The following is a 26,544-nucleotide window of genomic DNA, read 5'->3' as shown; positions in this document are numbered from 1 at the left end:
GGGAGCGTTTCGTCGTCTGACAGCTGATAGGCCGGTGATAGGGCGTTGGGGGAGGTGGGATGTGATGGAGCGTTGGGGGAGGTGGGGTGGGATGTGATAGAGCGTCAGGGGCGTTCGACTTCGACCCCTGCGGCTTCCAGTTCCTCGAAGACCTCCTCCGGGTCCTCGGCTATCCCCGCTGTCAGCTCCGCAATGACCGTGGTGTTGTACCCCGCCTGCACGGCATCCAATGCCGTGGCCCGGACGCAGTAATCGGTGGCCAGTCCTACCACCACCACGTCTTCCACATCGTGGCTTTGCAACCAGTCATCCAGGCCGATCGCGTCCTCATCCAGCACTTCAGTGACCGCCTGTCCCGCTTTCAAGTCGCCGGAAGGAACGTCGTCTTCCGGGGCGAGCACTCCCTCGAATCCGGAATAGGCGGCGGTGTACTGCCCCTTCCGGAAATACGCTTGGATGAATTCGGGGTCGAGGTCCTCGTGGATTTCGGCGCCCTTGGTCCGCGCGCGGCAGTGCGGTGGCCAGGAGTCCACCATGTCCGGAGTATCGGAGAAATGGTCGCCGGGCTCGATGTGCCAGTCCTGCGTTGCCACAATGTGGTCGTACTGCTGCTGGTTCGCGTCAAGGTATTCGCTGATGGCGGCCGCCACTGCGGCTCCGCCATTAACAGCCAGTGAGCCGCCCTCGCAGAAGTCGTTCTGGACGTCGACGATGATCAGTGCCTTGGACATCAGTTCTCCTCGTACACGGTGGGGATCGCTGCTTCGCCACGCTGCAGCCGGTTCACGACGGCGGGCAGTTCAGCCATGCTGGCAGCGTGGCGCTCCTTGGCCCGGATGACGCCTTCAGGACCAGTCCAGCCGGGGAGGACCTCGCCGTTTTTCACGAACTGCTGCAGCAGTGAACGGTCGTTTCCGTCATCCTCGGGCCGGTGTCCGATGCCCACGACCTCCTGCGTTGCCTTGCCGCGTTCGTTGAGTTTTCGAAGGGCATATTTGCGTCCGCCCACGCTGGTCTTGTTCTTGGCGGCCTTCGCAACCGAAATGAACTCGCCGGCGTCGTTGGTGCGGCTGACCAATTTGTAGACCATGCTTGCCGTGGGTGCTCCGGAACCGGTGACCAGCGAGGTGCCCACACCGTAGGAGTCCACGGGTGCGGACTGGAGGGCGGCAATGGCGTACTCGTCCAGATCGGAGGTCACCACGATCCGGGTGTTGACGTTCCCCAGGTCATCCAGCAATTGCCGGACCCACTGGGCCTGCGCCACGAGGTCTCCGGAGTCCAGGCGCACGGCGCCCAGTTTGTCGCCCGCGAGCTCGACGGCGGTGCGGACCGCCGTCTCGACGTCGTAGGTATCCACCAGCAGGGATGTTCCCGGGCCGAAAGCCGCGATCTGGGCCTCGAAGGCCTCCCGCTCGGTGTCGTGAAGAAGCGTGAAGGAGTGGGCCGCCGTGCCCACGGTCTTGATCCCGTAGCGCCTGCCGGCTTCCAGGTTGGAGGTGCTGGCAAAGCCGGCGATGACAGCGGCACGTGCTGCCGCCGTCGCCGATTCCTCCTGGGTGCGCCGGGAGCCCATCTCGATGCACGGGCGGTTCCCGGCCGCCGAGGTCATCCTCGAGGCGGCCGAGGCGATGGCGCTGTCGTGGTTGAGGACCGAGAGGATGTAGGTCTCCAGGATGCAGGCTTCGGCGAACGTTGATTCAACAATGAGGATGGGGGAGTTGGGGAAATAGGCGTCTCCCTCCGCGTAACCCCAGATGTCTCCGCTGAATTTGTAGTTGGCGAGGTAATCCAGTGTTTCCGGGTTGACCACCTTGTTCTTCGCCAGGAATTCAAGCTCGGCGTCCCCGAACCGGAAATCGGCGATCCCCTCGAGCAGGCGTCCGGTCCCGCCGACCACGCCGTACCGGCGTCCGTCGGGGAGGCGGCGGGCGAATGCCTCGAATACCGAACGGCGGTGCGCGGCCCCCGAGTGGAGTGCCGCCTGCAGCATCGTCAGTTCGTAATGGTCTGTGTACAAGGAAGTTGCGGGGTGGTCCCACGACGTGGCTCTACTCACGAAATTCACTCTAGTGCGAGCCGCCATAGAATGGACAGATGAGCCCTAGCGTTGCGTTTGGTACGGATATTGATGAACGGACGGAAGCTTCAGAGCTGGCTGCCACTGATGTCCTGACCGCCCCGGACATCCCCTGGAACCTTGTGATCTGGAACGACCCCGTCAACCTCATGAGCTACGTCAGCTATGTTTTCCAGAGCTACTTTGGCTATTCCGAGTCCAAGGCACACAAACTCATGATGGAAGTTCACCGGAAAGGCCGGTCCATTGTGGCCCACGGGAGCAAGGAGCAGGTTGAGCAGCACGCTGTAGCCATGCATGGCTTCGGCTTGTGGGCCACCGTGGAAAAGGCCGCCAGCGGCAACGAAACACCCGGAAAGGGCGGCCGCCAGAGTGGCTAAGGCATTCAAATACGGACTCAAGGGCATCACCGGCTACCTCGAACCGGCCGAACGGGATCTTCTTCGCGGGCTTCTGGACGACGTCATTTCCATGCTCGAGTCTGAGGCCAAGGAGAATGAAGATCCGTTGGCGGCCATGATCGGCCTGGACATGGACGTGAAGAAGCCTGCCGACCGCGCCCTCCTGCGGCTGCTGCCCAACGTGATGAAGGACGACGACGCCGGCTCGCTCGAATTCCGGCAACTCACCGAGCGCTCGGTGCGGGAAAGCAAAATCGGTGCCCTGCGGGCAACGGCAATGGGGTTGGACAAGGACGACCTCGTCCTGACGCCGGCCGATGCCCAGCGTTGGTCCATGGCGCTGAACGATGTCCGCCTTGTCTTGGCCGAGCGCCTCGACATCCGGGACGAGGCTGACGCCGACCATGTCCACAGCATGCAGGACTGGAGCCAGGCCGAGGATGTTGAGAGCTACCTGGCCTTGGTCTACAACTTCACCACGTGGCTCCAGGAGTCGTTGGTTCAGTCGATGTTGGCCGCGCGGCAGGCGAAGCCCTGAGCCGCGCGGACGGACGCTGCCGCCGCTCCCGTGTGACAAATCAGACACGGGCGGGGAGACGCAGCTAATGGCCGCGCACCAAGGGAAGCCTTATTCTCGAATAATCATGACTTCAGCATCGGGCAACTCAACAGGCGTTTCCACTGAGCTTATGGGCGCGCGTCCGATCGGTGTTTTCGATTCCGGTGTTGGTGGCCTGACGGTGGCCCGCTCCATCATCGACCAGCTCCCCAACGAGTCAATCCTGTACGTGGGGGACACCGCCCATGGACCCTACGGGCCGTTGCCTATTGCCGAGGTCCGGGCCAATGCCCTCGGCGTCATGGACGAACTGGTGGATTCGGGCGTCAAGCTGCTCACCATCGCCTGCAATTCCGCCTCGGCCGCGGTGCTTCGGGACGCCCGGGAGCGCTACACGGCCCGTTACGGAATTCCGGTCATCGAGGTGATCCAACCGGCGGTCCGGCGCGCAGTGTCCGCCACCCGGACCGGGCGCATCGGAGTCATCGGGACATCTGCCACCGTGGGTTCCAGGGCCTACGAGGACACCTTTGCCGCGGCTCCGGACCTTTCGATTACGTCCGTGGCCTGCCCCTCGTTCGTAAACTTCGTCGAGGCGGGAATCACCACGGGCCCGGAGCTCCTGGCGGCAGCAAACGAATATCTGGAACCACTCAAGCAGTCCAACGTGGACACCGTAGTCCTGGGCTGCACGCACTATCCCTTGCTCACCGGCGTGATCTCGTTCGTGATGGGTGAGGACGTCACCCTCGTCTCCAGTGCGGAGGAGACCGCCAAGGACGTCTACCGGGCCCTGGCGAACGGCGGCATCCAGCGGACTGAGGCAAGTGCGCCCAGCCATGAGTTCATTGCCACCGGTGACGCAGCCCAATTCGAGACCCTTGCCCGCAGGTTCCTTGGGCCGGAAGTTCTCTCGGTCAAGCATGTCGACCATGTCTCCGCCCAGTATCCAACAGGTAGCCTTGCCCGTATTACGCCGGAGATGCTTGCAGCGGCCAGGGCCGGGGCGGGCTTGGCCCGCCGGTCCTATTTCGTCCAGCCGGACAACGGTACGCGGGCTGCGACGGAGAGTGGACTATGAAGCTGACGATCGTGGGCTGCACGGGCTCATTCCCGGGACCCGGCTCGCCGGCGTCGTGCTATTTGGTGACCGCCCACGACGGTGAGCGCGAGTGGAAAATTGTCATGGATCTCGGCAGTGGCGCCCTGGGGGCCATCCAGCGGTACACCGACCTGGAGGACATCGACGCCATTTTCCTGACCCACCTGCACCCGGACCACTGCATGGACCTCTGTGGCCTGCATGTTGCTGTCCGATGGAAGCCGGGCGGTTGGGGCCGTGACCGTCTTCCCGTGTGGGGTCCCGCTGCGACGGCGGACCGGATGGCAACCGCGTACGGGCTCGACCTTGATCCCGGTATGCACGAGGAATTCGACTTCACCAACTGGGCGGAGCAAAAGCCCGTGACGGTCGGACCCTTCACCGTGACCCCGTACGGCGTGAACCATCCGGTGGAAGAGTGCTACGCATTGCGTGTCACCGCAACAGAGCCGGGCAAGGACGGCACGCCGGTGACCCGGGTGTTGACGTATTCCGGGGACACCGATTCCTGCCAAGGCCTGGAAGACGCGGCGCAGGGGGCGGACCTTTTCCTGTGCGAAGCGGCCTTCGAGGAAGGCCGCGATGACGCCATCAAGGACGTCCACCTCACCGGGAAGCGTGCCGCGGAGGCTGCGGTGAACGCTGGAGCCAGGCGGCTGCTGCTGACCCACATCCCCGTCTGGACGTCCCAGACGAAAGTGATGGCTGAGGCCAAGCCGGTGTTCAGCGGTGACGTCGCTGTGGCTGTTGCAGGGGTCCACTACACGGTCTAGCCCAACTGGGCCGCAGCCCTGCATCCTCGATAGGCTGGGGGCATGACTTCAGAAGCAACAGCCGCCCCCGTTATCCGTGCCGATGGCAGGACCCCCGATCAACTCCGCCCCATCAGCATCACCAGGGGATGGTCCAAGCAGGCCGAAGGGTCCGCGCTTATCGAGTTCGGCAACACGCGTGTGCTGTGCATTGCTTCCCTCACGGAAGGCGTCCCGCGGTGGCTCAGAGGCGAAGGCCGCGGTTGGGTCACCGCCGAGTACGCGATGCTGCCCCGGGCTACGAACACCCGGTCCGACCGTGAATCCGTCAAGGGCAAGATCGGCGGCCGCACCCATGAGATCTCCCGCTTGATCGGGCGGTCGTTGCGCTCCATCATCGACACCAAGGCCTTGGGCGAGAACACCATTGTCCTTGACTGCGATGTCCTCCAAGCCGACGGCGGAACCCGCACCGCGGCGATCACCGGCGCCTACGTTGCGCTTGCCGAAGCCATCCGCTTCGCCCGGGAGAACAAGCTCATCTCCCGGCACGCAGAACCCCTGGTGGACACCATTGCAGCTGTTTCCGTGGGGATCATCGACGGCGTTCCAATGTTGGACCTTCCCTACGTGGAGGATGTCCGCGCAGAGACGGACATGAACGTAGTGGTCACCGGCTCCGGTAAGTTTGTGGAAGTCCAAGGCACTGCCGAAGGCGCTCCTTTTGACCGTGATGAACTCAATGCCCTTCTGGACCTTGCCTTGATCGGGACGGGCCAGCTGGCAGCCATCCAGCGCGAAACCCTGGCGGAGGCGCCGTGAGCGGCACCAACTCGCAGGACGGTGGCCCGGTGCTGGTTCTGGCCACGCACAACAAGGGCAAACTGAGGGAGCTCAGGGAACTGCTCCGCGGCCAGGTGCCCGGCGTGGACGTGGACACCCAAGTGGTGGATGCAGCAGCCGTAGGTGCCCCTGACGTTGCCGAGACGGGCGTTACCTTCGCGGAGAACTCACTCCTGAAGGCCCGGGCCGTTGCCGAAGCCACCGGACTGGTTGCCATTGCCGACGATTCCGGCCTTGCCGTGGACGTCCTGGGCGGGGCGCCGGGGATCTTCTCTGCGCGCTGGTCGGGCAAGCACGGTGATGACGCTGCGAACCTGCAATTGCTGCTTGCCCAACTCTCCGACGTTCCCGATGCCTCCAGGGGCGCTGCGTTTGTCTGTGCAGCAGCGTTGGCAGTGCCCGGCCCGGCCGGGATCTCCCGTGAAACGGTTGAGTACGGCCAGCTTGAAGGGACCCTGCTTCGCGAACCCCGCGGCGACGGTGGTTTTGGTTACGATCCCATCCTGCAGCCCAAGGGCATGGACCGCAGTTGCGCAGAGCTGGGCTTCGAGGAGAAGAACGCGATCAGCCACAGGGGACAGGCGTTCCGCGCCCTTCTTCCTGCGATCGTTGAGGCCCTCTCCGAACCCCGCGGTTAGTTTCAGGGCATAGACAAGAAAGGCGCCCCTCGGGGCGCCTTTCTCGTCTGTACTGCTCTTGTCTGTGCTGCTCGCTTCTGTGCCGGCGAGGCCTGGCTGCCGCTTAGTGCTCGCCGTGCTTTTCGGGTTCGTGTTCTTCGATGAATTCTTCTACAGGGTCCGTGCCCTCGGCTTCGGCCTTGCGCTTTGCGATGAAGCCACGGCCTACTTCGATGAAGACCGGAATCACCGAAATCAGGACGATGACGATGAAGATGATGTCAAGGTTGTCACTGACCCACGGCACGCGGTCGCCGAGGAGGTAGCCCAGGAGCGTCACGCCACCGCCCCAGAGGACGGCGCCAATGACGTTGAAAAGGAAGAACTTCCGCTTGTCCATCTGGGCCACGCCGACGATCACGGGGACGAAGGTCCGGATGATGGGGACGAAACGGGCCAGGATCAGCGCTTTGCCGCCATGCTTTTCGAAGAAGGCATGGGCGCTTTCGACGTTTTCCTTCTTGAAGAGGCGGGAGTCCGGCCGGTTGAAGATTGCCGGGCCCGCTTTGGAGCCTATGAGGTAACCGGTCTGGTTGCCGACGATCGCGGCCACGATGATCAGACCGGCCAGTGCCCAGATATTGAACTTGATGGTGTCCGTTGCCACGAGGAGACCCGCCGTGAAGAGCATGGAGTCTCCGGGCAGGAAAAACCCGACCAGCAACCCGGTCTCGGCAAAGACAATGCCGCACACCAGCAGCACAACCCACGGGGCAAGTGCGGGGTCGGCAAGGAAGATCTGGGGGTTCAGCCAGTCCGGCAGGAATGACGCCATGGGTGGCCGTACCGGTCCCGCGCCTCCAAAAGTGGATACGGCAAAGTCGCTCATCGCAGTAAAGATCACCCATTAAGCCTACTGGAACTGCGGTGGGCTGTTTTTCAGGAAGCCCTTGACGTGTGGTCTCTCGCTTGTATGGTTAGTTACATGAGTAATGAACCAAAGATGGTGTGCCGCCGGTGATCGACGACAGCAAGCCGATCTTCCTGCAGATCGCGGAACTCATCGAGAACGGGATCGTGGACGGAACCATGCCGGAGGAGTCGCAAGTGCCCTCCACCAACGAGTTCGCGGCCTTCCATCGCATCAACCCGGCCACAGCCGCCAAAGGAGTGAATGTGCTGGTGGACTCCGGGATTCTTTACAAACGCAGGGGGATCGGGATGTTCGTTGCCACAGGGGCCCGCGCGCAACTCATTGCGCGGCGGACCGAAGAGTTCTTTGAGCAGTACGTCAGGCCGCTGACCGTTGAGGCCCGCAAATTGGGCATTTCGGCCGAGCAGCTGAACCACATGATTGAACGCGGCGCCAGGCTGGCTCCTGATGCCGGAAACGACAAGGAAAGGAGCGCGGCCCTGTGAACGAGATGATCGTCGAGGCCCGTAACCTGAGCAAGCGCTATAAAGACGTCAACGCGTTGGAGGACGTCAACCTAAGCCTGGCCGCCAACCGGATCTACGGTCTCCTGGGCCGCAACGGCGCTGGGAAGACCACGCTGATGTCCATCCTGACGGCCCAGGCCTTCGCCACTTCCGGGGATGCGCTGGTTTTTGGAAAAGCGGCTTATGAGAACGACGCCGTACTTTCACGGATCTGCTTCATCCGCGAGTCGCAGAAGTACCCTGATGATTTCCAACCCCGCCATGCGTTCCGTTCCGCTGCGCTGTTCTACAAGAACTGGGACCAAGGCTTTGCGGAGCTGCTGGCCGAAGAGTTCCAGCTCCCGATGAAGCGCCGGATCAAGAAGCTGTCCCGCGGCCAGCTCTCTGCCGTGGGGGTCATCATAGGCCTGGCATCACGGGCGGAGCTCACGTTCTTTGATGAGCCCTACCTCGGCCTCGATGCTGTTGCGCGCCAGCTGTTCTACGACCGGCTGGTACAGGATTACGCGGAATTTCCCCGCACGATCATCCTCTCCTCGCATCTGATCGACGAGGTGGCAAACCTCTTGGAGCACGTGGTGGTCATTGACCGCGGACGGATCATCATGGATGCCGACGCCGACGACATCCGTGGTTCGGCCGTCACCGTGTCCGGGTCCGCGGACAAAGTGGACGCTTTCCTCGCCGGCCGCCCCGTCCTGCACAGGGAAACCTTGGGATCCCTCGCCTCGGTCACCGTGGACCAGGCGCTGGACAGGCAGGCAAGGGCAGAAGCGGAGGAATTGGGGCTCGAATTGTCCCCGGTTTCGCTGCAGCAACTGGTGGTACGCAAGACCATGGCCCGCACGGGATCAACGGCTTCACAGCCCCAATCCGAATTCTCAGATGGCACGATGGAGGCAACCCGATGAGCCGGACAATGGCAGTTGCACGAATGCAACTGATCAACAGATGGACGTTTATCGGCTGGCCCTTGGTGATCCTCGCCTCCTCGTTCCTGATGTCATTGGCCATCTTTGCCCTGATTCCTGTCGACGAGGCAAAGTACGGCGGCGGGAGCCAGGCGCCGCTGTGGTACTTCATGGTCCTTGGAATCCAGAGCATGACGCTGGTGTTCCCCTTCTCCCAGGGCCTCAGCATCAGCCGCAAGGCCTTCTACGCCGGTTCCTTGGGCCTGTTTGCAGTGATCGCCCTGGGCATGTCGGTGCTGTACCTCCTTGGCGGGGCTATCGAGAAGGCAACCAATGGATGGGGGGTCTCCGGATACTTCTTCAACATCCCGTGGATCACTGACGGGCCTTGGTACTCCACCGCCGCGTTCTTCTTCGTCGTGATGATGCTGATGTTCATCGTCGGTTTCTGGTTCGCCACGATCTTCAAGCGCTGGGGGGCCGCCGGAGTGCTGATCTCCACCTTGGGGACGGCCATGGTGCTCGTGGGCTTCGTGGCCCTGGCTACCGTCCAACAATGGTGGGGCTCGGTTGGTGCGTGGTTCGCCCAGCAAAGTCCGTTGAGCATCAGCGGGTGGACGGCCCTGCTGTGTGTAGTCCTGGCAGCCGGTTCCTACTCCACGCTTCGGCGTGCAACGCCCTAAGCCTCCATCGCGCGCTTGATGTAGCGTTCGCCACACTCGCAGGCTGGAAGGGCCGCCCCGCCGGGAAATCGGCGAAAGGGCCGCCCTTCCCGCCTGTACCCTTGTCCAGTGGCATTGGACTTTACGGCGATCGACTTTGAAACGGCCAACGGCTTCAGGGGCTCTCCCTGTTCGGTCGGGCTCAGCAAAGTCCGCAACGGAGTGGTGGTGGAAGAAGCCTCCTGGTTGATGCGGCCGCCGGAGAACCATGACCACTTCGAGTACCACAACACGCGGATCCACGGCATCCGCGCCGAAGACGTAGCCGGCATGCCCAGGTTCGGTGAGTTGTTCCCGGAGATCGGCGCCTTCATCGGCGATGACATCCTCGCAGCGCATAACGCAGCATTTGATCTGGGTGTCATCCGCTCCGGCCTGGAAGTCTCCGGGTTGCCCGGACCAGCGTACGAGTACGTCTGCACGGTGATGTTGTCCCGCCGGTGCTACTCGTTGGTTTCCAACTCCCTGCCCTACGCTGCCGAAGAGGCCGGCGTTCCATTGGTCAACCACCACGACGCCACTGAGGATGCCCGCGCGTGCGCCGGAATCCTCATCGACATTGCACGGCGCAACAGTGCCAACAGCATCGCCGAACTCTACCTTTCGTTGGGCCTGGCACTCCCGCGGCAACCGGCCTTTGACCCGGCCTTCGGACTGTCCAAAGCCACTGCGTCCGCGCTCGCGGCACGTTTGGTGGGAACCGGGGTGTCAGGGCCGGGCTCGCCAAACCCGCCGGCCAAGCGTGCGTGGTCGCCCTGGCCCGAGGAAGGTCCCAACCCGCTGCCCAACCCCGGTGCTGAACCAGGCCACCCGTTGTTCGGCCAGACAGTGGTCTTCACCGGCGATTTGGCAATGCCCCGCCCCGAGGCGAAGGCACGTGCCGCGGACCTGGGTGCCAGTCCCGAGAGCAGGGTGACTGCCCGCACTACGGTGTTGGTGGTGGGGGACGGTTTCGTCGCCGGGGACCTTCGTGCCGGCAGGCTCACGGGCAAGGCAAAGCGCGTCCTGGAACTCCACGCCAAAGGGCAGCAGATCGAAGTGGTGTCCGAGGGAGAATTCCTCCAAATGGTGGGCGGCAACTAGGCGGCAGGCCCGGGCGGGCATTCATACTGCGCAACATTGCTTCCGGCCCGGCAACCGGCGCTCGTAGCCTTGGGGCATGACCTCCAAGCTACCCGTTGCCGCACCGGATGCGCCCCGTGCTTCCACGAAGTCCGGGCAGGGCACTGTTCAAAGGCGGCTCTTCGACTTTCCGAATCCGGTGAACGAATACGCGGCCCGTATCACTGCCGGGCTGGTGGTGGTGCTGGCCGTCGTGACCCTGGTGTCCGGATGGGGGTGGGGCCTGGTTGCCTTGGCCGTCGGTTTCTGGCTCCGGGTCCTGTTTGGTCCCCGTGTCTCTCCGCTGGCACTGCTCTCCGTGAAGGTCCTCGCGCCGCGCCTGGGCCGCACCAAGCTGGTGCCGGGTCCGCCCAAGCGCTTCGCCCAAGGCATCGGAGCGGCGTTGACGACTGCCGCTGTCGTGCTTTTCTTCCTCGGCGCGCAACCGGCTGCCTGGGTCCTGCTGGCGTTGCTGATTGTTGCGGCATCGCTGGAAGCCTTTGCGGGATTCTGCCTCGGCTGCGCCATATTCGGCTTCCTCCAGCGCCGGGGCCTCATCCCCGAAGACGTGTGCGAAGCGTGCAATAACATCGCCCTTCGGCCCGCGGCGGACGCAGTCAGCCGGTAGTAACCGCCAACAGGCGCTCCGCCATGCCCCGGATAACGTCGGGGGCTTCGAGGGCGTGCATCCAATCGGCCGGCAGGCAGCGTTCGCCGTAGAAGGCACCCAGGAGGTTGCCGGCAATGGAGCCGGTGGAGTCGCTGTCGCCGCTGTGGTTGATGGCCACGGCCACTGCCTCGCGGAAGTGCTCTTCCGGATCGCCGCCCGCAGTGGACAGGACCGCATAGAGCCCGACGGCGAGGGCTTCTTCTGCGATCCAGCCCTCGCCAAGGGCGGTGGTCAGTTCTTCCGGGCCGAGGCCGGGGGCTTCCGTGGAAAGACGGAGGGCGTCCTGGAGCCTGTCCACGAGCTCGGGGGCCTTGAGCGGCAGGCCTTCCACATGACCCAGGGCGTTGGCCGCGGCATCACGGAGTTCCTGTCCGGCCACGAGGTTGTGAATCATGAGGCTGAAGGCGGCGGCGCTCAAGCGGGCCGATGGATGGCCGTGGGTCAGGGATGCCGCGTCCATGCTGAGCTTGGCCACGGCTTCCGGAGCAATGTGGGGTACCAGGCCAAACGGCGCCGACCGCATGACTGTCCCGCACCCTTTCGATTCCGGGTTGATGGGCCGGGCCGCAGTTCCCATTTCACCGGTGGCGAGGCCGCTCAGGCAGGCATTGCCCGGAGCGCGGCGTTGGTGCAGGACGTCCTGCAGGTCGATCCAGCGCGGCTGGGGGACCGGCGCCGAAGGGGAGGCAGCTACCTCCTGGGTTGCCAGCCAGCGCAAATAGGCGAGCCACAAGCAGGCGACCTCATCGGCGGCGACTCCGTCATTGGCCCATTCCAAGGCTTCCACGAGGCCGTCGACCGTGTAGAGCGTCATTTGGGTGTCGTCCGAGAAGTGCGTGCCGCCGTCGAGCTGTCCGAAAGTCTTCAGGCCGCCGTCGCCAAAGCGCGCGCGGATTGCTCCTATGGAGTCGAATTCCACTGCATAGCCAAGGGAATCGCCTAAGGCTCCCCCCAGCAGGGTGGCGTGGACACGGGACTCGAACGAAGGGCCGGCTGCAACACTCATGCCAGTAACTTACCGTGCCCCGTGGTGGCGCGTTGGTATGGTGGGGAAGCTGCGCAGCCTGAGGAAACCTGGAGTACAACGTGCGTGAACCGGATTGGCGACGAACAGGCAAGACGCCTGACTACAGGTTTTCGCTCGCCAACGAGCGCACTTTCCTGGCATGGATCCGGACCTCCCTGGCGCTCTTGGCGGGTGCGGTGGCCATCGACCAACTGGCGCCGAACATCGCACCGCAACCCGTTCGCCTGGTCCTTTGCGTGCTGCTCGCGCTCATAGGAGCCGGCCTGGCGGTCCTTTCCTACCGCCGCTGGAGCCAGATGGAAGCTGCGATGCGCAACGACCAAGCGCTCCCGTTCTCACGCGTCCTCTTGTTCATGACCATCGTGGTGGCCGTGGCAGCGTTCGGCTTCGCCGTCTTGATCCTGGTAGTGCGCTGAGCATGGATGCGGAGGCCGCAGATGTTCGGGACCCCGGCCTGCAGCCGGAACGCACGACCCTTGCCTGGCGGCGGACCTTGTTGTCGCTGGTGGTGGTGGATCTCTTCATCTGGCGGAGCTGGCTGACCAGCGAACCGACGTCCGCCCAGCTTGTGCCCGGCCTGCCCGGGCTCGACTACCAAGGTGTGTGCGCCTTGATGGCCGCCGCGGCCACGATCATCCTGGCGTGCGTCGTGTGGATCCGCTCACGCCAACTCCACACGGGAAATGCCGCGGTGCCGGCGTCTTTGCTTGCGGTGTGCACGGTGGCGGTGGTGGGCCTCGGTGGTACTGCGATCGCGGCCATTGCCGTAGGCGGCTAAGCTCGGAGATAGGCCCCGGGACGCCCGTCATGCCCAGCAACTCCCCAGACTACGTTGGCAAGATACTGAGCGTCTCCATCCCCACAGCGTAAGGACCCTTCAGCCATGACCTCTTCCGTGCAAGCTACCGCCGAGCACCCGCCGGGACTGATTGCGCGGCTCGGGGCTGAGGCATTGGGGACAATGTTCCTGGTCCTCGTGGCAGTGGGCGTCAAGATTTTCTCCACCCAGCAAGGCGGACCCGCGACCGCGTTGGCCATCGGCCTGTCGGTGACCGCAGGCATGATCGCTTTCGGTTACGTCTCGGGCGGCCACTTCAATCCCGCGATTACGCTGGGTAACCTCATAGCCGGCCGTATCCGGGCGGTTGCCGCCCTGGCTTACGTTGTGGCCCAGGTTATCGGCGCCGTGGTTGGTGCAGCCCTGGTCTACTTCGTGGTCCTTGCCTCGCCGGTGCTGGCCGACGCCCGGGCTGCTCTGGGCACGGCCGCGGCCGGCTACGGGGAGCACTCCGCTGCCCAGACCCAGCTGGCCGGCGTGCTGCTGGCGGAAGTAATCGGCACTGCCATCCTGGTGGGCGTCTTCCTGGGTGCAACTGCGGGACGCCGCGCGATTGCAGCCCTCGCACCCATCGCTGTCGGGCTGGCCACCGCGGTGTTGCTGCAGTTCGGCGAGATCGTGGGCAATCTGCCGTTCAACCCGGCCCGTGCCACAGGCCAGGCCTTCTTCAGTCCGTCCTGGGCCCTGGAGGGGCTGTGGTTGTTCTGGGTGGGGCCGTTGCTGGGCGCAGCCCTGGCCGGTTTTGTCTTCCGTGGTTTCAGTAACTTTCCGGCGGCCGCTCCGGTAGCCGGTGATGTGCCGGAGGCCGGCAACGACGGCGGAGCTGCCGCAGCCGGTGCCGTTCAGGCCCCCGCCGTCCCGGCTACTGCCGAGGCGCCCGTTGACAGGAGCCGCACGGCAGACACGGCAGATGAAGCCCGCGACTTTTTTGATGGGAAGAAGGGCCAGTAACGCAACGGGAACGACGACGGGGGGCCCACCTGCCCTTTTTTGTCGGTGCCCGCCGTTAGCTTGAAGATATGCGGTTACTCCACACCTCGGATTGGCATCTCGGCCGGTCCTTCCACGGCGTTGGGATGCTCGATGCCCAGCGCAGCTTCATTGACCAACTCGTCTCCTGCGTTGGCTCGGAGGCCGTGGATATCGTCCTGATCGCCGGTGACGTCTATGATCGCGCCTTGCCCGGACTGGACGTCGTGAAGTTGCTTGACGAGGCTCTGGTCCGCATTACGCAGGCCGGTGCGTCGGTGGTCCTCACCAGCGGCAACCATGACTCCGCCATCCGCTTGGGATTTGCCTCGCGGCTCATGGAACAAGGCGGCGTCCATCTCCGGACGCGCATCGAAGACCTCGATGTTCCCGTGCTGCTTCCCGCCGGGACCAGCGAGGGGAGCGGGCACGTCGCCATCTATGGCATTCCCTATCTGGAACCACGGCTGGTGGCCGAACGGTTGGGCGTTGAAACGGCAAGCCATTTTGCCGTGACCAAGGAAGCCACGGACCGGATCCGGCGGGACGTCGAACGTCGCCGAGAATCCGGACCCGTCCACCCGGTGGTCCTCGCCCACACCTTTGCCAGCGGCGGCATCACCTCGGACAGTGAACGGGACCTGAGCATCGGTGGATTGGGCGCCGTTCCGCTGGACCTCTTCGAGGACTTCTCCTACACGGCTTTGGGCCACCTGCATGGCCGCCAGGAACTTGCCCCGAACGTCCGGTACTCGGGTTCCCCTTTGGCATATTCCTTCTCTGAAGCCAAGCACCGCAAGGGAGCCTGGTTGGTTGAGCTGGACAACGCCGGCATGTGTGAGGTTCGCGAGGTGCTGTGGGAAGCGCCGAGGTCCTTGGCGGTCCTGCGGGGCACCCTGAGCGAGCTCCTGGAATCCCGGGATCATGCCTGGGCTGAATCGTCGTTCTGCCAGATCACACTGACCGATGCCCAGCGGCCGGCCCAGGCCATGGAGCAACTACGTACCCGGTTCCCGGACACCCTGGTACTGACCTTTGACCCGCAGGGCGCTGCTGCACAGGAGGAATCCACCTACAGCAGCCGTCTTGCCGCGGCCGCGGATGATCTTGACGTGTGCTGCGGGTTCCTCGAACACGTTCGCGGCCGTGGACCGGAAGGCACCGAGGAAGCTGCCCTCCGGGAGGCCCTCGAAGCTGTCCGGTTGGAGGAGGCGGAACTGTGAGAATCCACCGCTTGGAAATCGAGGCCTTCGGTCCGTTCGCCCAGCCGCAGCACATTGATTTCGACCAACTCGGCGCCCAGGGGCTTTTCCTGCTCAACGGTGCCACGGGGGCAGGCAAAACCAGCGTGTTGGACGCCATCTGTTTTGCCCTCTACGGGTCTGTTCCCGGTGCCCGGCAGGACGGCAAACGGCTGCGCAGCGACCACGCAGCGCCCACAGCCGAGCCCCGGGTGGTCTGTGAGTTCTCCGCCCGCGGCCGCAGGTTCGAAGTCACCCGGTCTCCCGCGTGGGACCGGCCGAGCGCGCGTGGACGCAAGGGCTTCACCACCCAGCAGGCCAAGACGCTCCTCCGGGAACGGGTGGCCGGTGAGTGGGTGGAGAAGTCGTCGCGGAACGACGAAGCCGGCGCCGAGCTTTCAGAGGTCCTGGGAATGGACCGCGAGCAGTTCACCCGGGTTGTCATGCTGCCGCAGGGCGACTTTGCCGCCTTCCTGCGTTCCAAAGCGTCAGACCGCTTGGACCTCCTTCAGAAGCTCTTTGGTACCCACCGCTTTGAGTCGGTCGAGCGGCAGATCCAGCTTCAAGCGGCGGAAGCTGCCCGGGCAGTCGAGGACAATGCCGCTGAGCTGAAGATGTTGCTGGACCGCGTGTCCGCCGAGGCCGCGCACCTGGGGCTGGAAAGCACCGGGCCTGCAGCCACGGGATCCACCGGCACGCCGGGATCCACCGGCACGCCGGGATCCACCGGCACGCCAGGATCCACCGGAACCCCGGGCTCAAGCGTTGCGGTGCCTTCGGAAGAGACCGGACTGGCGCCCGAGGACTGGCTCGGGGCAATAGGTGATGCTATTGCCACGGAGTGTCGTCGACGCAGGGAACAAGCTGACGCAGCCGAAGCCCGCTCGGCCAGGCTGGCAGCCGCGTTGCAGGAAGACCGGGACAAAGCGCAGCGGCACGCGCGGTTGGCTGCTGCCACGCAGCGCAGGGTACTCCTCGAACTGGCAGCCCCGCGCGCACTGGAGGACCGGGACAGGCTCGGCCGGCATCGTCGCGCATCAGTCCTTGGCGGACACCTCGACGCCGTTGAGAATACCGCGCGGAAACACCGGGCCGCCGTCGCGGCCATGGAGTCCCTCCGCGAAAAACTCGCCTCTGCAGGATTTTCCGAAGCCACGCTTGCCGAGGACCTGGAAAAGGTGAAGAAGAACGTGGCCGTGCTGGAAGCGCGGCTTCCGGACGAGCGCCGCTTGGAAGATCTTGGAGTCCGGATTCAGGAGAAACTCCGGGAACAGGATGCCGCCGGGCTGGCCGTGGAATCCTTGGCACGCTCATTGGAAACCCTCCGCGCCGAAGATGCCGCCCTCCTGGCGGACATGGAGCCGTTGGAGCCCCTCGCGGGCCGGAGGGAGGTTGCTGAGCGTGAAGCGGCAGCCGCGGCGGAGGTAGTGGACCTCGTCGCCCGGTACCAGGCCGCAGCCCGAGACCGGGATGGCTTGGAAGCCCTTCACGCGGACGCGCGAACAAAGACCCAGGATCTCCGCCAAGCATGGCTGGACCTTCGGGAAGAACGGCTCGCCAATGCCGCGGGAGAACTCGCCGCAGCGCTGGCTGACGGTGATCCATGTCCTGTCTGCGGCAGCCAGGACCACCCGCATCCCGCTGAAGCCGCGCGGAGCGCACTCTCCCTTGCCCAGGATGAAGAGACTGCGGCCCTGCACTTTGAAACGAGCGAAAAAGAACTCACAGGCATTGCGGCGAAGCTGACATCTGCCGGGCAATTGCTGGCCGGTTTGGCTGCCCAAGGCGGAGCGGTGGACCCTGCGCTCGCGGAGGAAGCAGCGGCGAACGCAGCGATGGAGCTTGCAAAAGCACGGGATGCGGCCGCCCGCCTTGATTCCCTGCGTTCCCGGCACGCCGGGCTCACGGCGAGGATGGAGAAGCTGCAGGAAGACCACAATGCCGCTGAGGCAACGGCCGGCGAGGCCGCCACTCTGTCGGGTGTTCTTGGGGAACAGCACGCCGAACTCGAAGCGGACTTGTCCGGACTTCGGGCCGGTTTCACCAGCCTGAAAGCGCGCCTCGAAGAGATGACCGGACAGCATGGGCTGCTGCAGACGGCAGCAGCCGCCGCACGTGAGGTGGACGGGACAGAGCGGGCCGCGAAGGAGGCCTTGGCTGTTTTGGAGAGGGCCTTGCCGGAAGCAGGGTTCAGCACCGCGGATGAAGCCCGCCGGGACGTGCTGTCAGCGTCGGATGTGGTGGGACTGGAGAAGAGTCTTTCGGATTACGACACCGAGGCTGCCCGGCTGGATGAGTTGTTTGCCGCCGAAGACCTTGTCCTCGCTGCCAAGGAAGCCACTATCGGAGAACTGCCGAAGGACCAGGACCAACTCAAGAACTCGACGGCTGAAGCGCTGGCCGCTGCAAAGTCCGCCAAGGATCTTGCCCTTGCGGTCGGTCTGGCGGATAAAGCTGCGCAAACGGTGACCAGTCTGCGCGGACGTTACCTCAATCTCGCCGCGGACGGCAGGGAACCGCGGGAGCGTTCCAGGTTACTCAGTGGATTGGCCGATACCCTCCGCGGCGCCGGTGACAATACTTACCGGATGAGCCTCAACAGTTATGTCCTGGCCGCACGCCTGGAGCAGGTTGCAGCTGCGGCTTCGGAACGGCTCGTTGCCATGAGCGATGGTCGCTACACCCTCCGGCACACTGACGCGAAAGCCGCCCGCGGGGCCAGGTCCGGCCTGGGGCTTGAAGTCGTTGACCAGTGGACGGGCCAGCGACGCGACACCTCCACGTTGTCTGGTGGCGAATCGTTCATGGCCTCGTTGTCATTGGCTCTCGGTCTGGCAGATGTGGTCCAACACGAGGCCGGCGGTGTGGACATCGAAACGTTGTTCGTGGACGAAGGCTTTGGAAGCTTGGACGAGCAGGCCCTGGAACAAGTGATGGATGCTCTGGAGGGCCTGCGTGACGGCGGCAGGGTAGTGGGGTTGGTCAGTCACGTTGCCGAGATGAAGCAGCGCATCAGCAGCCAATTGCAGGTGGTGAAGGGCCGAAGTGGCTCCACCGTGCGGGTGGTCGAAGCGATGCCTGTCTGAGGTCCTATCCTATAGAATTGAAAAGTTATACCGGGTCGCGCGCATCGGGAGGAGGGACGATGCGCACACTTAGCGAACCCGGAATAATGAAAGAAACTTCTTTGGCCTCCCCCACGCCTGTCGCGTCGCCCCAAGCCAGCCCACGGCCCAACCCACGTCGGTCCCGGCTCCCCGGGCGTTTCGCCCGTTTGCCCGAACTGGCAGGCGCCGGATTCCTGCCGATCGGCCTCTTTGCCCGCCTCCCGTTGGCAATGCTCACGGTGGGCACCCTGACCCTGGTCACAGCTGTCAGCCACTCCTACGCCATCGGCGGCATGGCAGCCGGGGCGGTCGGCATCGGATCGGCCCTCGGCGCTCCCGTAGTGGGGTCCCTCGCGGACCGCGCAGGCCAGCGCATCGTCCTGCTGACGGCTGCCGTGGTGAATGCACTCGCGGTGGCAGCGGTGATCGCGGCTGCGTATTGGACCCCCTCCTACACTTCGGGCCTTGACGCCCTGGGTGTGCTGGTTGCCGCCTTCATCGCAGGAGCCAGCTCACCGCAAGTGGGGCCCATGGCCCGCGTTCGCTGGATGGCCCTCACCACGCACAACCTGCGGGCGGGGCAGGGCGGCGGCCGGAGCGTAGCGGCCAACCGGGCCGATCTGGATACGGCATTGTCCTACGAAGGGACCGCGGACGAGATCACGTTCGTACTGGGCCCGGCCCTGGTGGGTCTGTTGGCCAGCCTCATCACTCCTTGGCTTCCGCTGGCGCTGGCGGCGCTGTTGACCTGCATCCTGGTCCCTGCGTTCGCTGTCCATCCCAGCCACCTTGCCGTGGTTCCTGCGCCGCGGAACGCTGCCACCGGCGTCGTACGTCCCGAGGACTCCGGAGACCGGAATCGCTGGGCCGCGGCCGTGGTGGCCGTCCCCGTGGTGGCCATGGTTTGCATGGGGACCTTCTTCGGCGCCACCCAAAATGCCCTCAGTGCCTTCTCGGCGGACTACGCCACCGCCGAGCTGGCCGGCCTGCTGTATGCGGTGATGGGCCTCAGTTCCGCGGTGGCGGCGTTGTCCGTTGCTTTCTGGCCGCAGAGGTTTGGTCTGGCGGCCCGCTGGGTGGTGGCAGCCTTTGCCATGTCGGCGTTGTCGCTGCTGCTGGTGGTTCCGGCCGGCATTTGGCCCATGGTGGCTGTCCTGCTGATCCTGGGCATTCCGGTGGGACCGGTGATGGTGACAGTGTTCAGCATCGGCGGCGTGGTGGCTCCCGCCGGACGCATGGCTACTGTCATGACAGCTTTGGCCAGCGGGATCGTCGCCGGTACGGCCCTGGGCGCGTACCTCGCCGGCCAACTGGCTCAGACCCAAGGGGCGGCAGCCGCCTTCACCGTGGCGATGGGTGCGGCCGCCGGCCTGCTCGTCCTCGGACTGGTGACGTGGCTCGTCATGCGCGGACGGCAGCAGGGGTAGCAGGCCACATCGGGGAAGGTCTCAGGCCAGTTGGCTTTCGATCCGTGCGGCGCTTGCTGCCAGCGCCTGGCCTACCCGGTCTGCGTCCTGGTCCATCCGGATGTAAACCACGGCGATGGCTGCGGGCCTGCCCCCGGGGATGTGGATGGGTGCAGCAAGGGACGACACTCCCGCGATGACTTCGTCATGGCTTGCGGCGTAACCCAGTCGCCTGGCTTCCAGCGCTTCAGGACGGTAGGGGACCCCCGGGCCCAGTTGCTGCCAGCGTTCCTCCGTCATGGCGGACTGGATGGCTATCCCGGGTGCTCCCGACGTGATGGGATGCCGGGTGCCGGGATGCTGGGCTACCGCGGGTCCTGAATGTCGTGGTTCCACCGTCAGGAGGGTGACGCATTCCTGGTGGTCCCATACGGCGATGAAGGCCGTCATGTGCAGCGTGTTGGCCAGTTGCGTGAGTTCGGGCAAGGCGGCACCCTGCAGGTTCCGGGAGACTCCCCGCGCCAGGACGGCCAGTCCCGCGCCCGGTTGGACCCTGCCCGATTCGTCACGGACCACCAGCGAGTGGTCTTCCAAGGTGCGCAGGATCCGGTAGGCGATGGAGCGGTGCACGCCCAGCGCCTCGGCCAGTTCGGCAATGCTCAGGGGGCGATCGGCAGCCGCCAGAATCTCCAGTGCGCGGATGCCCCGGGACAGAGTTTGCGACGGCGGGGCCTGGGTGGGTGCCTCCAAAGGGCCTTTGACACCGCTGCTGGAATTCATGGCTCCAATCCTATGTCCACGGGGGGCTGTGCTTTTGATCACAGCGTGTAGTACAGTTTCCTAACTGACCGTTCTGTCGGTAAAGAATGTCGCGCCGAACAGACACCCGCACCTTTGGAGTTTCAATGACCGCAACTTCCTCTGTCGATTCCCTGTCCGGGCCCAGCAGCAAGCGCGAAGAGCGCCGGGTACTGGCGGGAACCCTGGTGGGCACCACCATCGAGTGGTACGACTTCTTCATCTTCGCCCAGCTGACGGCGACGCTGTTGTCGCCGTTGTTCCTGACGCCGCTCGAACAGTCAAACCCCGGCGTGGCGCAGATCCTCTCCTTCGCCACCATTGGCATCAGCTTCCTGTTCCGCCCCCTGGGAGCCACCATTGCCGGCCACCTGGGCGACCGCGTTGGCCGCAAGGCAGTCCTGGTGATGACCTTGGTGATGATGGGAGCCGCTACGGCCCTGATCGGTCTCCTGCCGACCTACGAAACCATCGGATTGTGGGCTCCGATCCTTCTGATCACCCTCCGCGTGGTGCAGGGCTTCTCGGCCGGTGGCGAATGGGGCGGTGCGGCGTTGATGGCTGTTGAGCACGCTCCCATCAACAAGCGCGGCCTCTTTGGCGCCTACCCGCAGATCGGTGTGCCGATCGGCATGATCCTGGCAACGGGCCTGCTGTTCTTCCTGCAGTCGGGAATGTCCAAGCAAGACTTCGCGGCGTGGGGCTGGCGTGTACCCTTCCTGCTCTCCGTCGTCCTGATCGTTGTGGGCTACCTGATCCGTCGGGCTGTCGGCGAAAGCCCCGTCTTCAAGGAAATCGCCCAGCGCAAGGCCGAAAGCAAGGCTCCCCTTGGTGAGCTGTTCCGCCACAACACCAAGGAAGTTGTCTTCGCCGCACTGATCTTCATTGCCAACAACGCCGCGGGCTACCTGCTGATCGCCTTCTTCATCTCTTACGCAACCAAGGCACTGAAGATGCCTGCGCCGCAGATCCTGCTCGCAACCACCGTCGCGTCCTTTGGCTGGCTGATTTTCACCATGGTCGGCGGATGGCTTTCGGACAAGATCGGCCGCGTGAAGACATTCCTGTTCGGCTATGCCCTGGTCTTCGTATGGATGATCCCGCTGTTCGCGCTCATCGATTCCAAGGACATCATTCTCTACGGCGTGGCCCTGTTCGTCCTGACCATCGGCCTTGGCCTGTCCTACGGCCCGATGTCAGCCATGTACGCCGAGATGTTCCCTCCGCAGGTGCGCTACTCCGGTATCTCCATCGGTTATGCACTGGGCGCCATCCTCGGCGGAGCCTTCGCTCCCACCATTGCGCAGGCCTTGCTGGACCAGACCAAATGGTCCGGTTCGGTGGGCATCTACATCATGGTGCTGTGCGTCATCTCCGCCGTGGGCGTGATCCTCGCCAAGGAAACCAAGGGACGTCCGCTCGGTTTCAGCACCCACCACTAAAGAACTCACGCGCACGCCCAGCGGCGCACTGCAGAAGGCTTACGGGTCCGGGGTCCAACCCCGGGCCCGTGGGTTTTAAGCCCGTGGGTCTTTAAGCAGGTCCATGACGTCGGCGTCCGTCAATTGATCGAAGTGCTCGTAGAAGGCCCCGACGGCGTGGAACTTGCCCGGTATATGCAAGCAGAAGACCCAATCACAAACACGGCCCAGCGATGTTGAGGCCTCAAGCGAGGCCACTGGAGCGGCGGCGATGACGGTGGTGGCGCCTGCGGCCCGTACACTCTCGACGGCGGCACGCATGGTTGCGCCGGTGGCCAGGCCGTCGTCCACCAGGATGACGGCCTTGCCCTGCAGATCGTGGTCGATCCCCGGGTACTCCTTGGCCCGCCTGCGCAGTTCGGCCCTTTCCGCAGCCTCCACGTCATCCATGGCAGCTGCACTGATGCCGCGGGACAGAAGAAGCTCCCTCAAGGGCTTGTTGAGGATCCGGACTACCTCGCCCCGGCACCACGCGAGTGCGCCGAAAGCGGTTTCGGCCCGGCCCGGGATGCCCAGTTTGCGGACAAGCACGGCACCGACCGGCACGTAGAGAACAGCTGCAGCTGCGGCGGCCAAGGGGACTCCGCCACGCGCCAGTCCAAGGATGATGGTGTCAGGCCGTTCCCTGAACTGGGGAAGGCCCTCGGCCAGGCGTCGCCCGGCTTCCTCCCTGTCCTTGAAACGCATGCCCATCCGACCCCGTTCCTCCTCAATCCGGCGCTGGTTCCAACCCTACAGTTCAAAGCTTGCCCGGTGGTGCCTCCGCTGCAAGCATTGCCTTGTGAGTAAACCGATCGGGTACTGGGTCAAACGCCTGGATGCAGCACTGGAAGCGCAGTTGGACCACACCTTGGCCAGGGTCCGCTTGAGCCGCCGGCAGTGGCAGGCGCTTAACACGCTAGCGGAAGATCCCCTGCTGCCGGCTGAACTCGAAGAAGCCCTGCGGCCCTTGTGGGGCGGGGATGTACGGCTGCGGGAGCGCGAACTGGCGGCCTTGGTGGGGCACGGGATGATCACCATGGTCGATGACCGGCTCACGCTCAGCGGCAAGGGCCGGGAGACCTACCACCAAGCGCTCCGTTTGGTGGAAGAGACGCGCATTGACCTTTCCATGGGCATCGGCCTGGATGAATACGCCATGGCCGTCAGCGTCCTGGAGCGCATGAGCCGCAACGCGGAGCGACTGTCCAGATAGCCGTGCCTATACGGGTAGCCGGTTACACCGCGAGGAACTCGACGGCGGCTTCCTTGAACGCCCGGCTGGTGACCACGTTCGTGTGCGTGCGCCCGGGAACAACCAGGGTCTCCACCATTGCACCGCGTTTGCCCGCGATCTCCGCCAGCACCGGCATGGTGCCCGCGCGTTCGTCCTTCTCTCCTGCCACCAGGAGCAGCGGCATGTGGGGCGCGGCCTCGGCGGGGTCGAAGGGCTCGCCCTTGACGGCCTCGATGAGGGAAAGCATGGCGAAGAGGTTGTTGCTCGGAATGAGTTGCGCCATTTTCAGCAGCCCGGCCGTCGACTCGTCCTGGATCGGAGTGCCGTCGGCAAGGTATCGCTGCGCGGCTGCAAGATCGAAGGCTGCCAGCGGGTCGGCAGCACTGGGTCCGCCCAGCACCACCCGGTGCACCAGGTCCGGCTGCGTGGCGGCGAACTCCCAGGCCAGCCGCGAACCCAGTGAATACCCGATGATGTCCAGGCCGGAGGCCGGGTTGCCGTCCTGCAGGGGCCGCGCACCGGCGTCGTAGACCATCTGCAGGAGGTCGGCACGGATCCTGCTGGGCGTGTAGGAATCAAGGTCCTCGGGGGCGTGGCTCCGGCCATGCCCGGGGAGGTCAACGGTGATAACCCGGCGGCCGGCGCCCTGAAGCGTGGCAATCCAGCCGCTGTCCACCCAGTTCAGCTTGCTGGAGGAGGAAAAGCCGTGGATCAGGAGGACCGGACGCAGTCCGGCGTCATTGGCAGGCTCATGGACTTCCACGAACAATCCGGGATCGGTGCCTTCCACGGTGTGTCTCTGCTGTTCCACGGTGTGCCTGCCGGTCATCATGTCAGTCCTCATCGAGTACGGCGCTCAGGCGGACCCGGCGCTTGGGTGCTTCGTCTTTTGGAACAGTGCCCACGATCCCGGCCGTTTCATCCGGTACCTCGAACACGATCAGCGGTTCGCCGACGTTGATGGTCCCGCCCGGCTCGCCGTGAATACGCACCACTCTACCCGCCTGCGGGCTGGGCAATTCGAGGGAAGACTTCGTCGTTTCGAGCTCCACCAAGGGCTGGTTCCGTTCCACTTGTTGCCCCGGTTCCACCAGCCACTCCAGCACGGTTGCCTCGATGAGACCTTCGCCCAGATCGGGGAGGGGGAAGGAAATTTCAGCCACGGCGGTACTCCAGTACTCGTTGGATCCCATAGAGGATGCGATCGATGTTGGGAATGTATTCGTCCTCCAGGTCTCCGGAGGGGTAGGGCACGTCAAAACCGGTGACGCGTTCCACGGGCGCCTTCAATGTGTCGAAGCACTGCTGCGTGATGAGTTGCGCGACTTCGGCGCCCAGGCCTGAGGTCAGCGGCGCTTCATGGACGACGACGGCGCGACGCGTCTTGGCAACCGAGGCCGCCAACGCCCCGGCGTCGATGGGCTTGAGCCACCGCAGGTCCAGGACTTCGACGTCGATCCCGTCTTCGGCGGCGAGCTCGGCTACCTGCAGGCACCGGGCAACCATGGCGCCCCACGCGACGAGGGTCAGGTGCCTGCCTTCGCGGGCCACCCGCGCCCCGGTGAGGCTGCCGCCGTCGTCGCCAGTTCCCTGTGCCGGGACCGCGGTGGTGACGTCCACCGGGCCTTTTTGCCAGTAGCGCGACTTCGGCTCCATGAAGATGACCGGGTCCGGACGGGAGGCCGCGTATGTGAGGAGGTGGTAGGCCTCATGGGGCGTGGAGGGGGACACCACCTTGAGCCCGGGCACGTGGGCGAACAGCGCCTCAAGGCTTTCCCCATGATGCTCGGGAGCCCGGATCCCGCCGAAGCTGGGAACCCGCAGGGTGATCGGCATGGGCAGCGTTCCGCGGCTGCGGTAGTTCATCCGGCCGATCTGGCAGACGATCTGGTTGATGGCAGGGTAGGCGAAACCGTCGAACTGGACCTCGGGAATCGGGTGGAAACCGGCCATTGCCAACCCCACGGACATGCCGAGGATGCCGGACTCGGCCAGCGGAGTATCGAAGACGCGGTCTTCGCCATGACGGGCTTGCAGCCCGTCGGTGACCCGGAAGACTCCGCCCAGCCGGCCGCAGTCTTCGCCGAAGACAACGGCTTTGGGGTTTTCCGCCAGGATGCGGTCCAGTGCCCGGTTGAGGGCGTGCTGCATGGACAGGTGCTCCACGGTGCTTGCCGCTTCGGGGCTTGTTTCCATCAGCGTCTCAGACATGGTCGGACTCCTTGCGCCAAGCGGCAGCTTGGGATTGAAGGTCGGGGGTGGGCTCCTGGAACACGTAGCTGAACATCTCCGCACCGGGACGCGGCCCCAACGCTTCGATACCGGCCCGGATGGTTTCCTCTTCCCGTTCAGCGCTACGCTGCGCCTCGGTAAAGAAGGGTTCATCGGCCGTGCCGTCAGCCAGCAGGCGCGTGCGGAACCGGACCAGGGGATCCTCCCCGGCGTCGGTGCGTTCCTCGTCCAGGGTGCGGTAGCGGCCGGGATCGTCGGCCGTGGAATGTGGTCCGCGGCGGTAGGTCATGGCTTCGATGAGGACCGGGCCGCTTCCTGCGCGGCAGTGGGCAAGTGCCCACTGCGTGGCATGCAATACGGACTCGACGTCGTTGCCGTCTACCTGGCGGGACGCCATGCCGTAGCCGGCGGCCCGCGCAGCTACCGAACCTCCGGCTACCTGCCGCTCCGTGGGAACGGAGATGGCCCAGCCGTTGTTCTGCACGAAGAACACCACCGGCGCTTTCATGACGGCGGCGAAGTTCATGGCTTCATGGACATCACCTTGCGACGATGCGCCATCTCCGAAGTAGGTAAGCGCAACGCCGCTTTCGCCGGACAGGGTTTGCCCGTGCGCCCAGCCGACCGCGTGCAGCACGGAGCCGGCCACCACGGCCTGGATGGGGGCGAACCGGGATTCCAAGGGGTTGTACATTCCGCCGTGCCACGTGGCCTTGTGGGTGGCCATGTAGTTCACCATGTCCAGGCCCATGGTCCGGGCCACTCCCATTTCGCGGTACGTGGGGAAGACGAAGTCCCGGCTGCGGTCAACGGCATAGGCGCTGCCCACCTGTGCTGCTTCCTGGCCGAGTTGGGGGGCGTAGCCAGGTATGATGCCTTGCCTCTGCCAGGCTATGGCGGCGGTATCAATGTGGCGGACGGCGGCCATGAGTGTGTACAGCTCGCGCAGCTGCTCAGGCGTGGTTGGGCCTGCGTCAGCGTCGGCGGGGAGAACCGAAGTGGATGTCATGGCTGTGACACTAATCACCAGC

General features: G+C 64.6%; 29 protein-coding genes. 19 read left to right on the top strand and 10 right to left on the bottom strand.

What is annotated here, in order from left to right; genetic code table 11:
- Positions 1–104 precede the first annotated feature (104 nt).
- Positions 105–731, bottom strand: coding sequence for an isochorismatase family protein (locus RI444_RS13915; RefSeq protein ID WP_021470975.1), 627 nt, complete (start codon positions 729–731; stop codon positions 105–107).
- Positions 731–2,020: a nicotinate phosphoribosyltransferase gene (locus RI444_RS13910; RefSeq protein ID WP_069695140.1), complete on the bottom strand. Its 1,290-nt coding sequence runs from the start codon at positions 2,018–2,020 to the stop codon at positions 731–733. The genes RI444_RS13915 and RI444_RS13910 overlap by 1 nt, the downstream gene beginning before the upstream one ends.
- Positions 2,021–2,097: 77 nt before the next feature.
- Here RI444_RS13910 and clpS point away from each other — a divergent pair, with 77 nt between their 5' ends.
- From clpS to rdgB, 6 genes are all read left to right on the top strand, one after another.
- On the top strand, positions 2,098–2,460 hold the full coding sequence (gene clpS, locus RI444_RS13905; RefSeq protein ID WP_021470973.1) for an ATP-dependent Clp protease adapter ClpS: 363 nt from the start codon (positions 2,098–2,100) through the stop codon (positions 2,458–2,460).
- The gene (locus RI444_RS13900) at positions 2,453–3,019 is read left to right on the top strand and encodes a DUF2017 domain-containing protein (RefSeq protein ID WP_021470972.1); all 567 of its coding nucleotides are present in this window, start codon (positions 2,453–2,455) and stop codon (positions 3,017–3,019) included. Before clpS ends, RI444_RS13900 begins: the two co-directional genes overlap by 8 nt.
- A gap of 106 nt (positions 3,020–3,125) precedes the next feature.
- A complete protein-coding gene (gene murI / locus RI444_RS13895) occupies positions 3,126–4,121 on the top strand; it encodes a glutamate racemase (RefSeq protein WP_021470971.1) in 996 nt (331 codons plus the stop codon).
- The gene (locus RI444_RS13890; RefSeq protein WP_207604459.1) at positions 4,118–4,915 is read left to right on the top strand and encodes an MBL fold metallo-hydrolase; all 798 of its coding nucleotides are present in this window, start codon (positions 4,118–4,120) and stop codon (positions 4,913–4,915) included. The genes murI and RI444_RS13890 overlap by 4 nt, the downstream gene beginning before the upstream one ends.
- 42 nt (positions 4,916–4,957) lie before the next feature.
- Entirely contained in the window at positions 4,958–5,716 is a 759-nt protein-coding gene (gene rph, locus RI444_RS13885) for a ribonuclease PH (protein ID WP_207604460.1), read from the top strand.
- A complete protein-coding gene (gene rdgB / locus RI444_RS13880) occupies positions 5,713–6,375 on the top strand; it encodes an RdgB/HAM1 family non-canonical purine NTP pyrophosphatase (RefSeq protein WP_207604462.1) in 663 nt (220 codons plus the stop codon). The genes rph and rdgB overlap by 4 nt, the downstream gene beginning before the upstream one ends.
- A 103-nt stretch (positions 6,376–6,478) precedes the next feature.
- Here rdgB and RI444_RS13875 read toward each other — a convergent pair whose 3' ends face one another.
- Positions 6,479–7,243, bottom strand: a complete 765-nt coding sequence (locus RI444_RS13875) for a DedA family protein (RefSeq protein WP_031216061.1) — start codon at positions 7,241–7,243, stop codon at positions 6,479–6,481.
- A gap of 128 nt (positions 7,244–7,371) precedes the next feature.
- Between RI444_RS13875 and RI444_RS13870 the strand changes: the two genes are divergently transcribed.
- The 5 genes from RI444_RS13870 (at position 7,372) to RI444_RS13850 (ending at position 11,156) form a co-directional block, all read left to right on the top strand.
- Positions 7,372–7,773 (top strand): GntR family transcriptional regulator, encoded by a 402-nt coding sequence (locus tag RI444_RS13870; protein ID WP_031216060.1) that lies wholly within the window; start codon positions 7,372–7,374, stop codon positions 7,771–7,773.
- Between the two features lie 5 nt (positions 7,774–7,778).
- Positions 7,779–8,705 carry an ABC transporter ATP-binding protein gene (locus RI444_RS13865; protein ID WP_043427314.1) on the top strand — a complete coding sequence of 309 codons (927 nt, stop codon included), beginning with the start codon at positions 7,779–7,781 and terminating at the stop codon, positions 8,703–8,705.
- Positions 8,702–9,388, top strand: a complete 687-nt coding sequence (locus RI444_RS13860; protein ID WP_207604463.1) for a hypothetical protein — start codon at positions 8,702–8,704, stop codon at positions 9,386–9,388. The genes RI444_RS13865 and RI444_RS13860 overlap by 4 nt, the downstream gene beginning before the upstream one ends.
- A 108-nt stretch (positions 9,389–9,496) precedes the next feature.
- Positions 9,497–10,510: an exonuclease domain-containing protein gene (locus tag RI444_RS13855; RefSeq protein WP_069695139.1), complete on the top strand. Its 1,014-nt coding sequence runs from the start codon at positions 9,497–9,499 to the stop codon at positions 10,508–10,510.
- A gap of 76 nt (positions 10,511–10,586) precedes the next feature.
- Complete coding sequence (locus RI444_RS13850; RefSeq protein WP_082694397.1) at positions 10,587–11,156, top strand: DUF4395 domain-containing protein; 570 nt, start codon at positions 10,587–10,589, stop codon at positions 11,154–11,156.
- Here RI444_RS13850 and RI444_RS13845 read toward each other — a convergent pair.
- Complete coding sequence (locus RI444_RS13845) at positions 11,146–12,204, bottom strand: ADP-ribosylglycohydrolase family protein (RefSeq protein ID WP_207604464.1); 1,059 nt, start codon at positions 12,202–12,204, stop codon at positions 11,146–11,148. The genes RI444_RS13850 and RI444_RS13845 overlap by 11 nt on opposite strands.
- Before the next feature lie 80 nt (positions 12,205–12,284).
- Between RI444_RS13845 and RI444_RS13840 the strand changes: the two genes are divergently transcribed.
- From RI444_RS13840 to RI444_RS13815, 6 genes are all read left to right on the top strand, one after another.
- Positions 12,285–12,641: a YidH family protein gene (locus RI444_RS13840; RefSeq protein WP_021470960.1), complete on the top strand. Its 357-nt coding sequence runs from the start codon at positions 12,285–12,287 to the stop codon at positions 12,639–12,641.
- 2 nt (positions 12,642–12,643) lie between these two features.
- Positions 12,644–13,003 carry a DUF202 domain-containing protein gene (locus RI444_RS13835; RefSeq protein WP_021470959.1) on the top strand — a complete coding sequence of 120 codons (360 nt, stop codon included), beginning with the start codon at positions 12,644–12,646 and terminating at the stop codon, positions 13,001–13,003.
- Positions 13,004–13,108: 105 nt separating this feature from the next.
- A complete protein-coding gene (locus RI444_RS13830; RefSeq protein WP_062097139.1) occupies positions 13,109–14,014 on the top strand; it encodes an MIP/aquaporin family protein in 906 nt (301 codons plus the stop codon).
- Positions 14,015–14,082: 68 nt separating this feature from the next.
- On the top strand, positions 14,083–15,255 hold the full coding sequence (locus RI444_RS13825) for an exonuclease SbcCD subunit D (protein ID WP_179011565.1): 1,173 nt from the start codon (positions 14,083–14,085) through the stop codon (positions 15,253–15,255).
- Positions 15,252–18,359 (top strand): AAA family ATPase, encoded by a 3,108-nt coding sequence (locus tag RI444_RS13820; protein ID WP_207604466.1) that lies wholly within the window; start codon positions 15,252–15,254, stop codon positions 18,357–18,359. Before RI444_RS13825 ends, RI444_RS13820 begins: the two co-directional genes overlap by 4 nt.
- Before the next feature lie 86 nt (positions 18,360–18,445).
- On the top strand, positions 18,446–19,807 hold the full coding sequence (locus RI444_RS13815) for an MFS transporter (protein WP_207604467.1): 1,362 nt from the start codon (positions 18,446–18,448) through the stop codon (positions 19,805–19,807).
- A gap of 21 nt (positions 19,808–19,828) precedes the next feature.
- On the opposite strand, the gene RI444_RS13810 is transcribed toward RI444_RS13815, so the two are convergent.
- Complete coding sequence (locus tag RI444_RS13810) at positions 19,829–20,566, bottom strand: IclR family transcriptional regulator (protein ID WP_062097131.1); 738 nt, start codon at positions 20,564–20,566, stop codon at positions 19,829–19,831.
- Positions 20,567–20,691: 125 nt separating this feature from the next.
- Here RI444_RS13810 and RI444_RS13805 point away from each other — a divergent pair, with 125 nt between their 5' ends.
- A complete protein-coding gene (locus RI444_RS13805) occupies positions 20,692–22,026 on the top strand; it encodes an MFS transporter (RefSeq protein ID WP_021470953.1) in 1,335 nt (444 codons plus the stop codon).
- A gap of 75 nt (positions 22,027–22,101) precedes the next feature.
- On the opposite strand, the gene RI444_RS13800 is transcribed toward RI444_RS13805, so the two are convergent.
- Positions 22,102–22,758 carry a phosphoribosyltransferase gene (locus RI444_RS13800; RefSeq protein WP_062097126.1) on the bottom strand — a complete coding sequence of 219 codons (657 nt, stop codon included), beginning with the start codon at positions 22,756–22,758 and terminating at the stop codon, positions 22,102–22,104.
- Between the two features lie 88 nt (positions 22,759–22,846).
- Here RI444_RS13800 and RI444_RS13795 point away from each other — a divergent pair, with 88 nt between their 5' ends.
- Positions 22,847–23,260 carry a MarR family transcriptional regulator gene (locus RI444_RS13795; RefSeq protein ID WP_062099238.1) on the top strand — a complete coding sequence of 138 codons (414 nt, stop codon included), beginning with the start codon at positions 22,847–22,849 and terminating at the stop codon, positions 23,258–23,260.
- Positions 23,261–23,282: 22 nt separating this feature from the next.
- Here RI444_RS13795 and RI444_RS13790 read toward each other — a convergent pair whose 3' ends face one another.
- The 4 genes from RI444_RS13790 to RI444_RS13775 are packed head-to-tail and all read right to left on the bottom strand — an operon-like array spanning position 23,283 to position 26,522.
- Positions 23,283–24,113, bottom strand: coding sequence for an alpha/beta fold hydrolase (locus RI444_RS13790; RefSeq protein WP_242703040.1), 831 nt, complete (start codon positions 24,111–24,113; stop codon positions 23,283–23,285).
- A gap of 1 nt (position 24,114) precedes the next feature.
- On the bottom strand, positions 24,115–24,444 hold the full coding sequence (locus RI444_RS13785; RefSeq protein WP_062097124.1) for a biotin/lipoyl-containing protein: 330 nt from the start codon (positions 24,442–24,444) through the stop codon (positions 24,115–24,117).
- The gene (locus tag RI444_RS13780; protein WP_207604468.1) at positions 24,437–25,492 is read right to left on the bottom strand and encodes an alpha-ketoacid dehydrogenase subunit beta; all 1,056 of its coding nucleotides are present in this window, start codon (positions 25,490–25,492) and stop codon (positions 24,437–24,439) included. The genes RI444_RS13785 and RI444_RS13780 overlap by 8 nt, the downstream gene beginning before the upstream one ends.
- The gene (locus RI444_RS13775; RefSeq protein ID WP_316963819.1) at positions 25,485–26,522 is read right to left on the bottom strand and encodes a thiamine pyrophosphate-dependent enzyme; all 1,038 of its coding nucleotides are present in this window, start codon (positions 26,520–26,522) and stop codon (positions 25,485–25,487) included. Before RI444_RS13775 ends, RI444_RS13780 begins: the two co-directional genes overlap by 8 nt.
- Positions 26,523–26,544: the final 22 nt, after the last annotated feature.

This window comes from Paenarthrobacter sp. AT5 (assembly GCF_032764245.1).
GTDB lineage: Bacteria > Actinomycetota > Actinomycetes > Actinomycetales > Micrococcaceae > Arthrobacter > Arthrobacter ureafaciens.
The sequence above is the reverse complement of the archived record's forward strand: the minus strand, read 5'-3'. Positions and strand labels throughout refer to the sequence as shown.

Bases quoted from the DNA above. Each gene is read 5' to 3' on its own strand.
- RI444_RS13915 (WP_021470975.1), bottom strand. From the start codon at position 731: ATGTCCAAGGCACTGATCATCGTCGACGTCCAGAACGACTTCTGCGAG.
- clpS (WP_021470973.1), top strand. From the start codon at position 2,098: ATGAGCCCTAGCGTTGCGTTTGGTACGGATATTGATGAACGGACGGAA.
- murI (WP_021470971.1), top strand. From the start codon at position 3,126: ATGACTTCAGCATCGGGCAACTCAACAGGCGTTTCCACTGAGCTTATG.
- RI444_RS13890 (WP_207604459.1), top strand. From the start codon at position 4,118: ATGAAGCTGACGATCGTGGGCTGCACGGGCTCATTCCCGGGACCCGGC.
- rph (WP_207604460.1), top strand. From the start codon at position 4,958: ATGACTTCAGAAGCAACAGCCGCCCCCGTTATCCGTGCCGATGGCAGG.
- RI444_RS13875 (WP_031216061.1), bottom strand. From the start codon at position 7,243: ATGAGCGACTTTGCCGTATCCACTTTTGGAGGCGCGGGACCGGTACGG.
- RI444_RS13865 (WP_043427314.1), top strand. From the start codon at position 7,779: ATGATCGTCGAGGCCCGTAACCTGAGCAAGCGCTATAAAGACGTCAAC.
- RI444_RS13860 (WP_207604463.1), top strand. From the start codon at position 8,702: ATGAGCCGGACAATGGCAGTTGCACGAATGCAACTGATCAACAGATGG.
- RI444_RS13850 (WP_082694397.1), top strand. From the start codon at position 10,587: ATGACCTCCAAGCTACCCGTTGCCGCACCGGATGCGCCCCGTGCTTCC.
- RI444_RS13845 (WP_207604464.1), bottom strand. From the start codon at position 12,204: ATGAGTGTTGCAGCCGGCCCTTCGTTCGAGTCCCGTGTCCACGCCACC.
- RI444_RS13835 (WP_021470959.1), top strand. From the start codon at position 12,644: ATGGATGCGGAGGCCGCAGATGTTCGGGACCCCGGCCTGCAGCCGGAA.
- RI444_RS13830 (WP_062097139.1), top strand. From the start codon at position 13,109: ATGACCTCTTCCGTGCAAGCTACCGCCGAGCACCCGCCGGGACTGATT.
- RI444_RS13825 (WP_179011565.1), top strand. From the start codon at position 14,083: ATGCGGTTACTCCACACCTCGGATTGGCATCTCGGCCGGTCCTTCCAC.
- RI444_RS13815 (WP_207604467.1), top strand. From the start codon at position 18,446: ATGAAAGAAACTTCTTTGGCCTCCCCCACGCCTGTCGCGTCGCCCCAA.
- RI444_RS13810 (WP_062097131.1), bottom strand. From the start codon at position 20,566: ATGAATTCCAGCAGCGGTGTCAAAGGCCCTTTGGAGGCACCCACCCAG.
- RI444_RS13805 (WP_021470953.1), top strand. From the start codon at position 20,692: ATGACCGCAACTTCCTCTGTCGATTCCCTGTCCGGGCCCAGCAGCAAG.
- RI444_RS13800 (WP_062097126.1), bottom strand. From the start codon at position 22,758: ATGGGCATGCGTTTCAAGGACAGGGAGGAAGCCGGGCGACGCCTGGCC.
- RI444_RS13790 (WP_242703040.1), bottom strand. From the start codon at position 24,113: ATGATGACCGGCAGGCACACCGTGGAACAGCAGAGACACACCGTGGAA.
- RI444_RS13780 (WP_207604468.1), bottom strand. From the start codon at position 25,492: ATGTCTGAGACGCTGATGGAAACAAGCCCCGAAGCGGCAAGCACCGTG.
- RI444_RS13775 (WP_316963819.1), bottom strand. From the start codon at position 26,522: ATGACATCCACTTCGGTTCTCCCCGCCGACGCTGACGCAGGCCCAACC.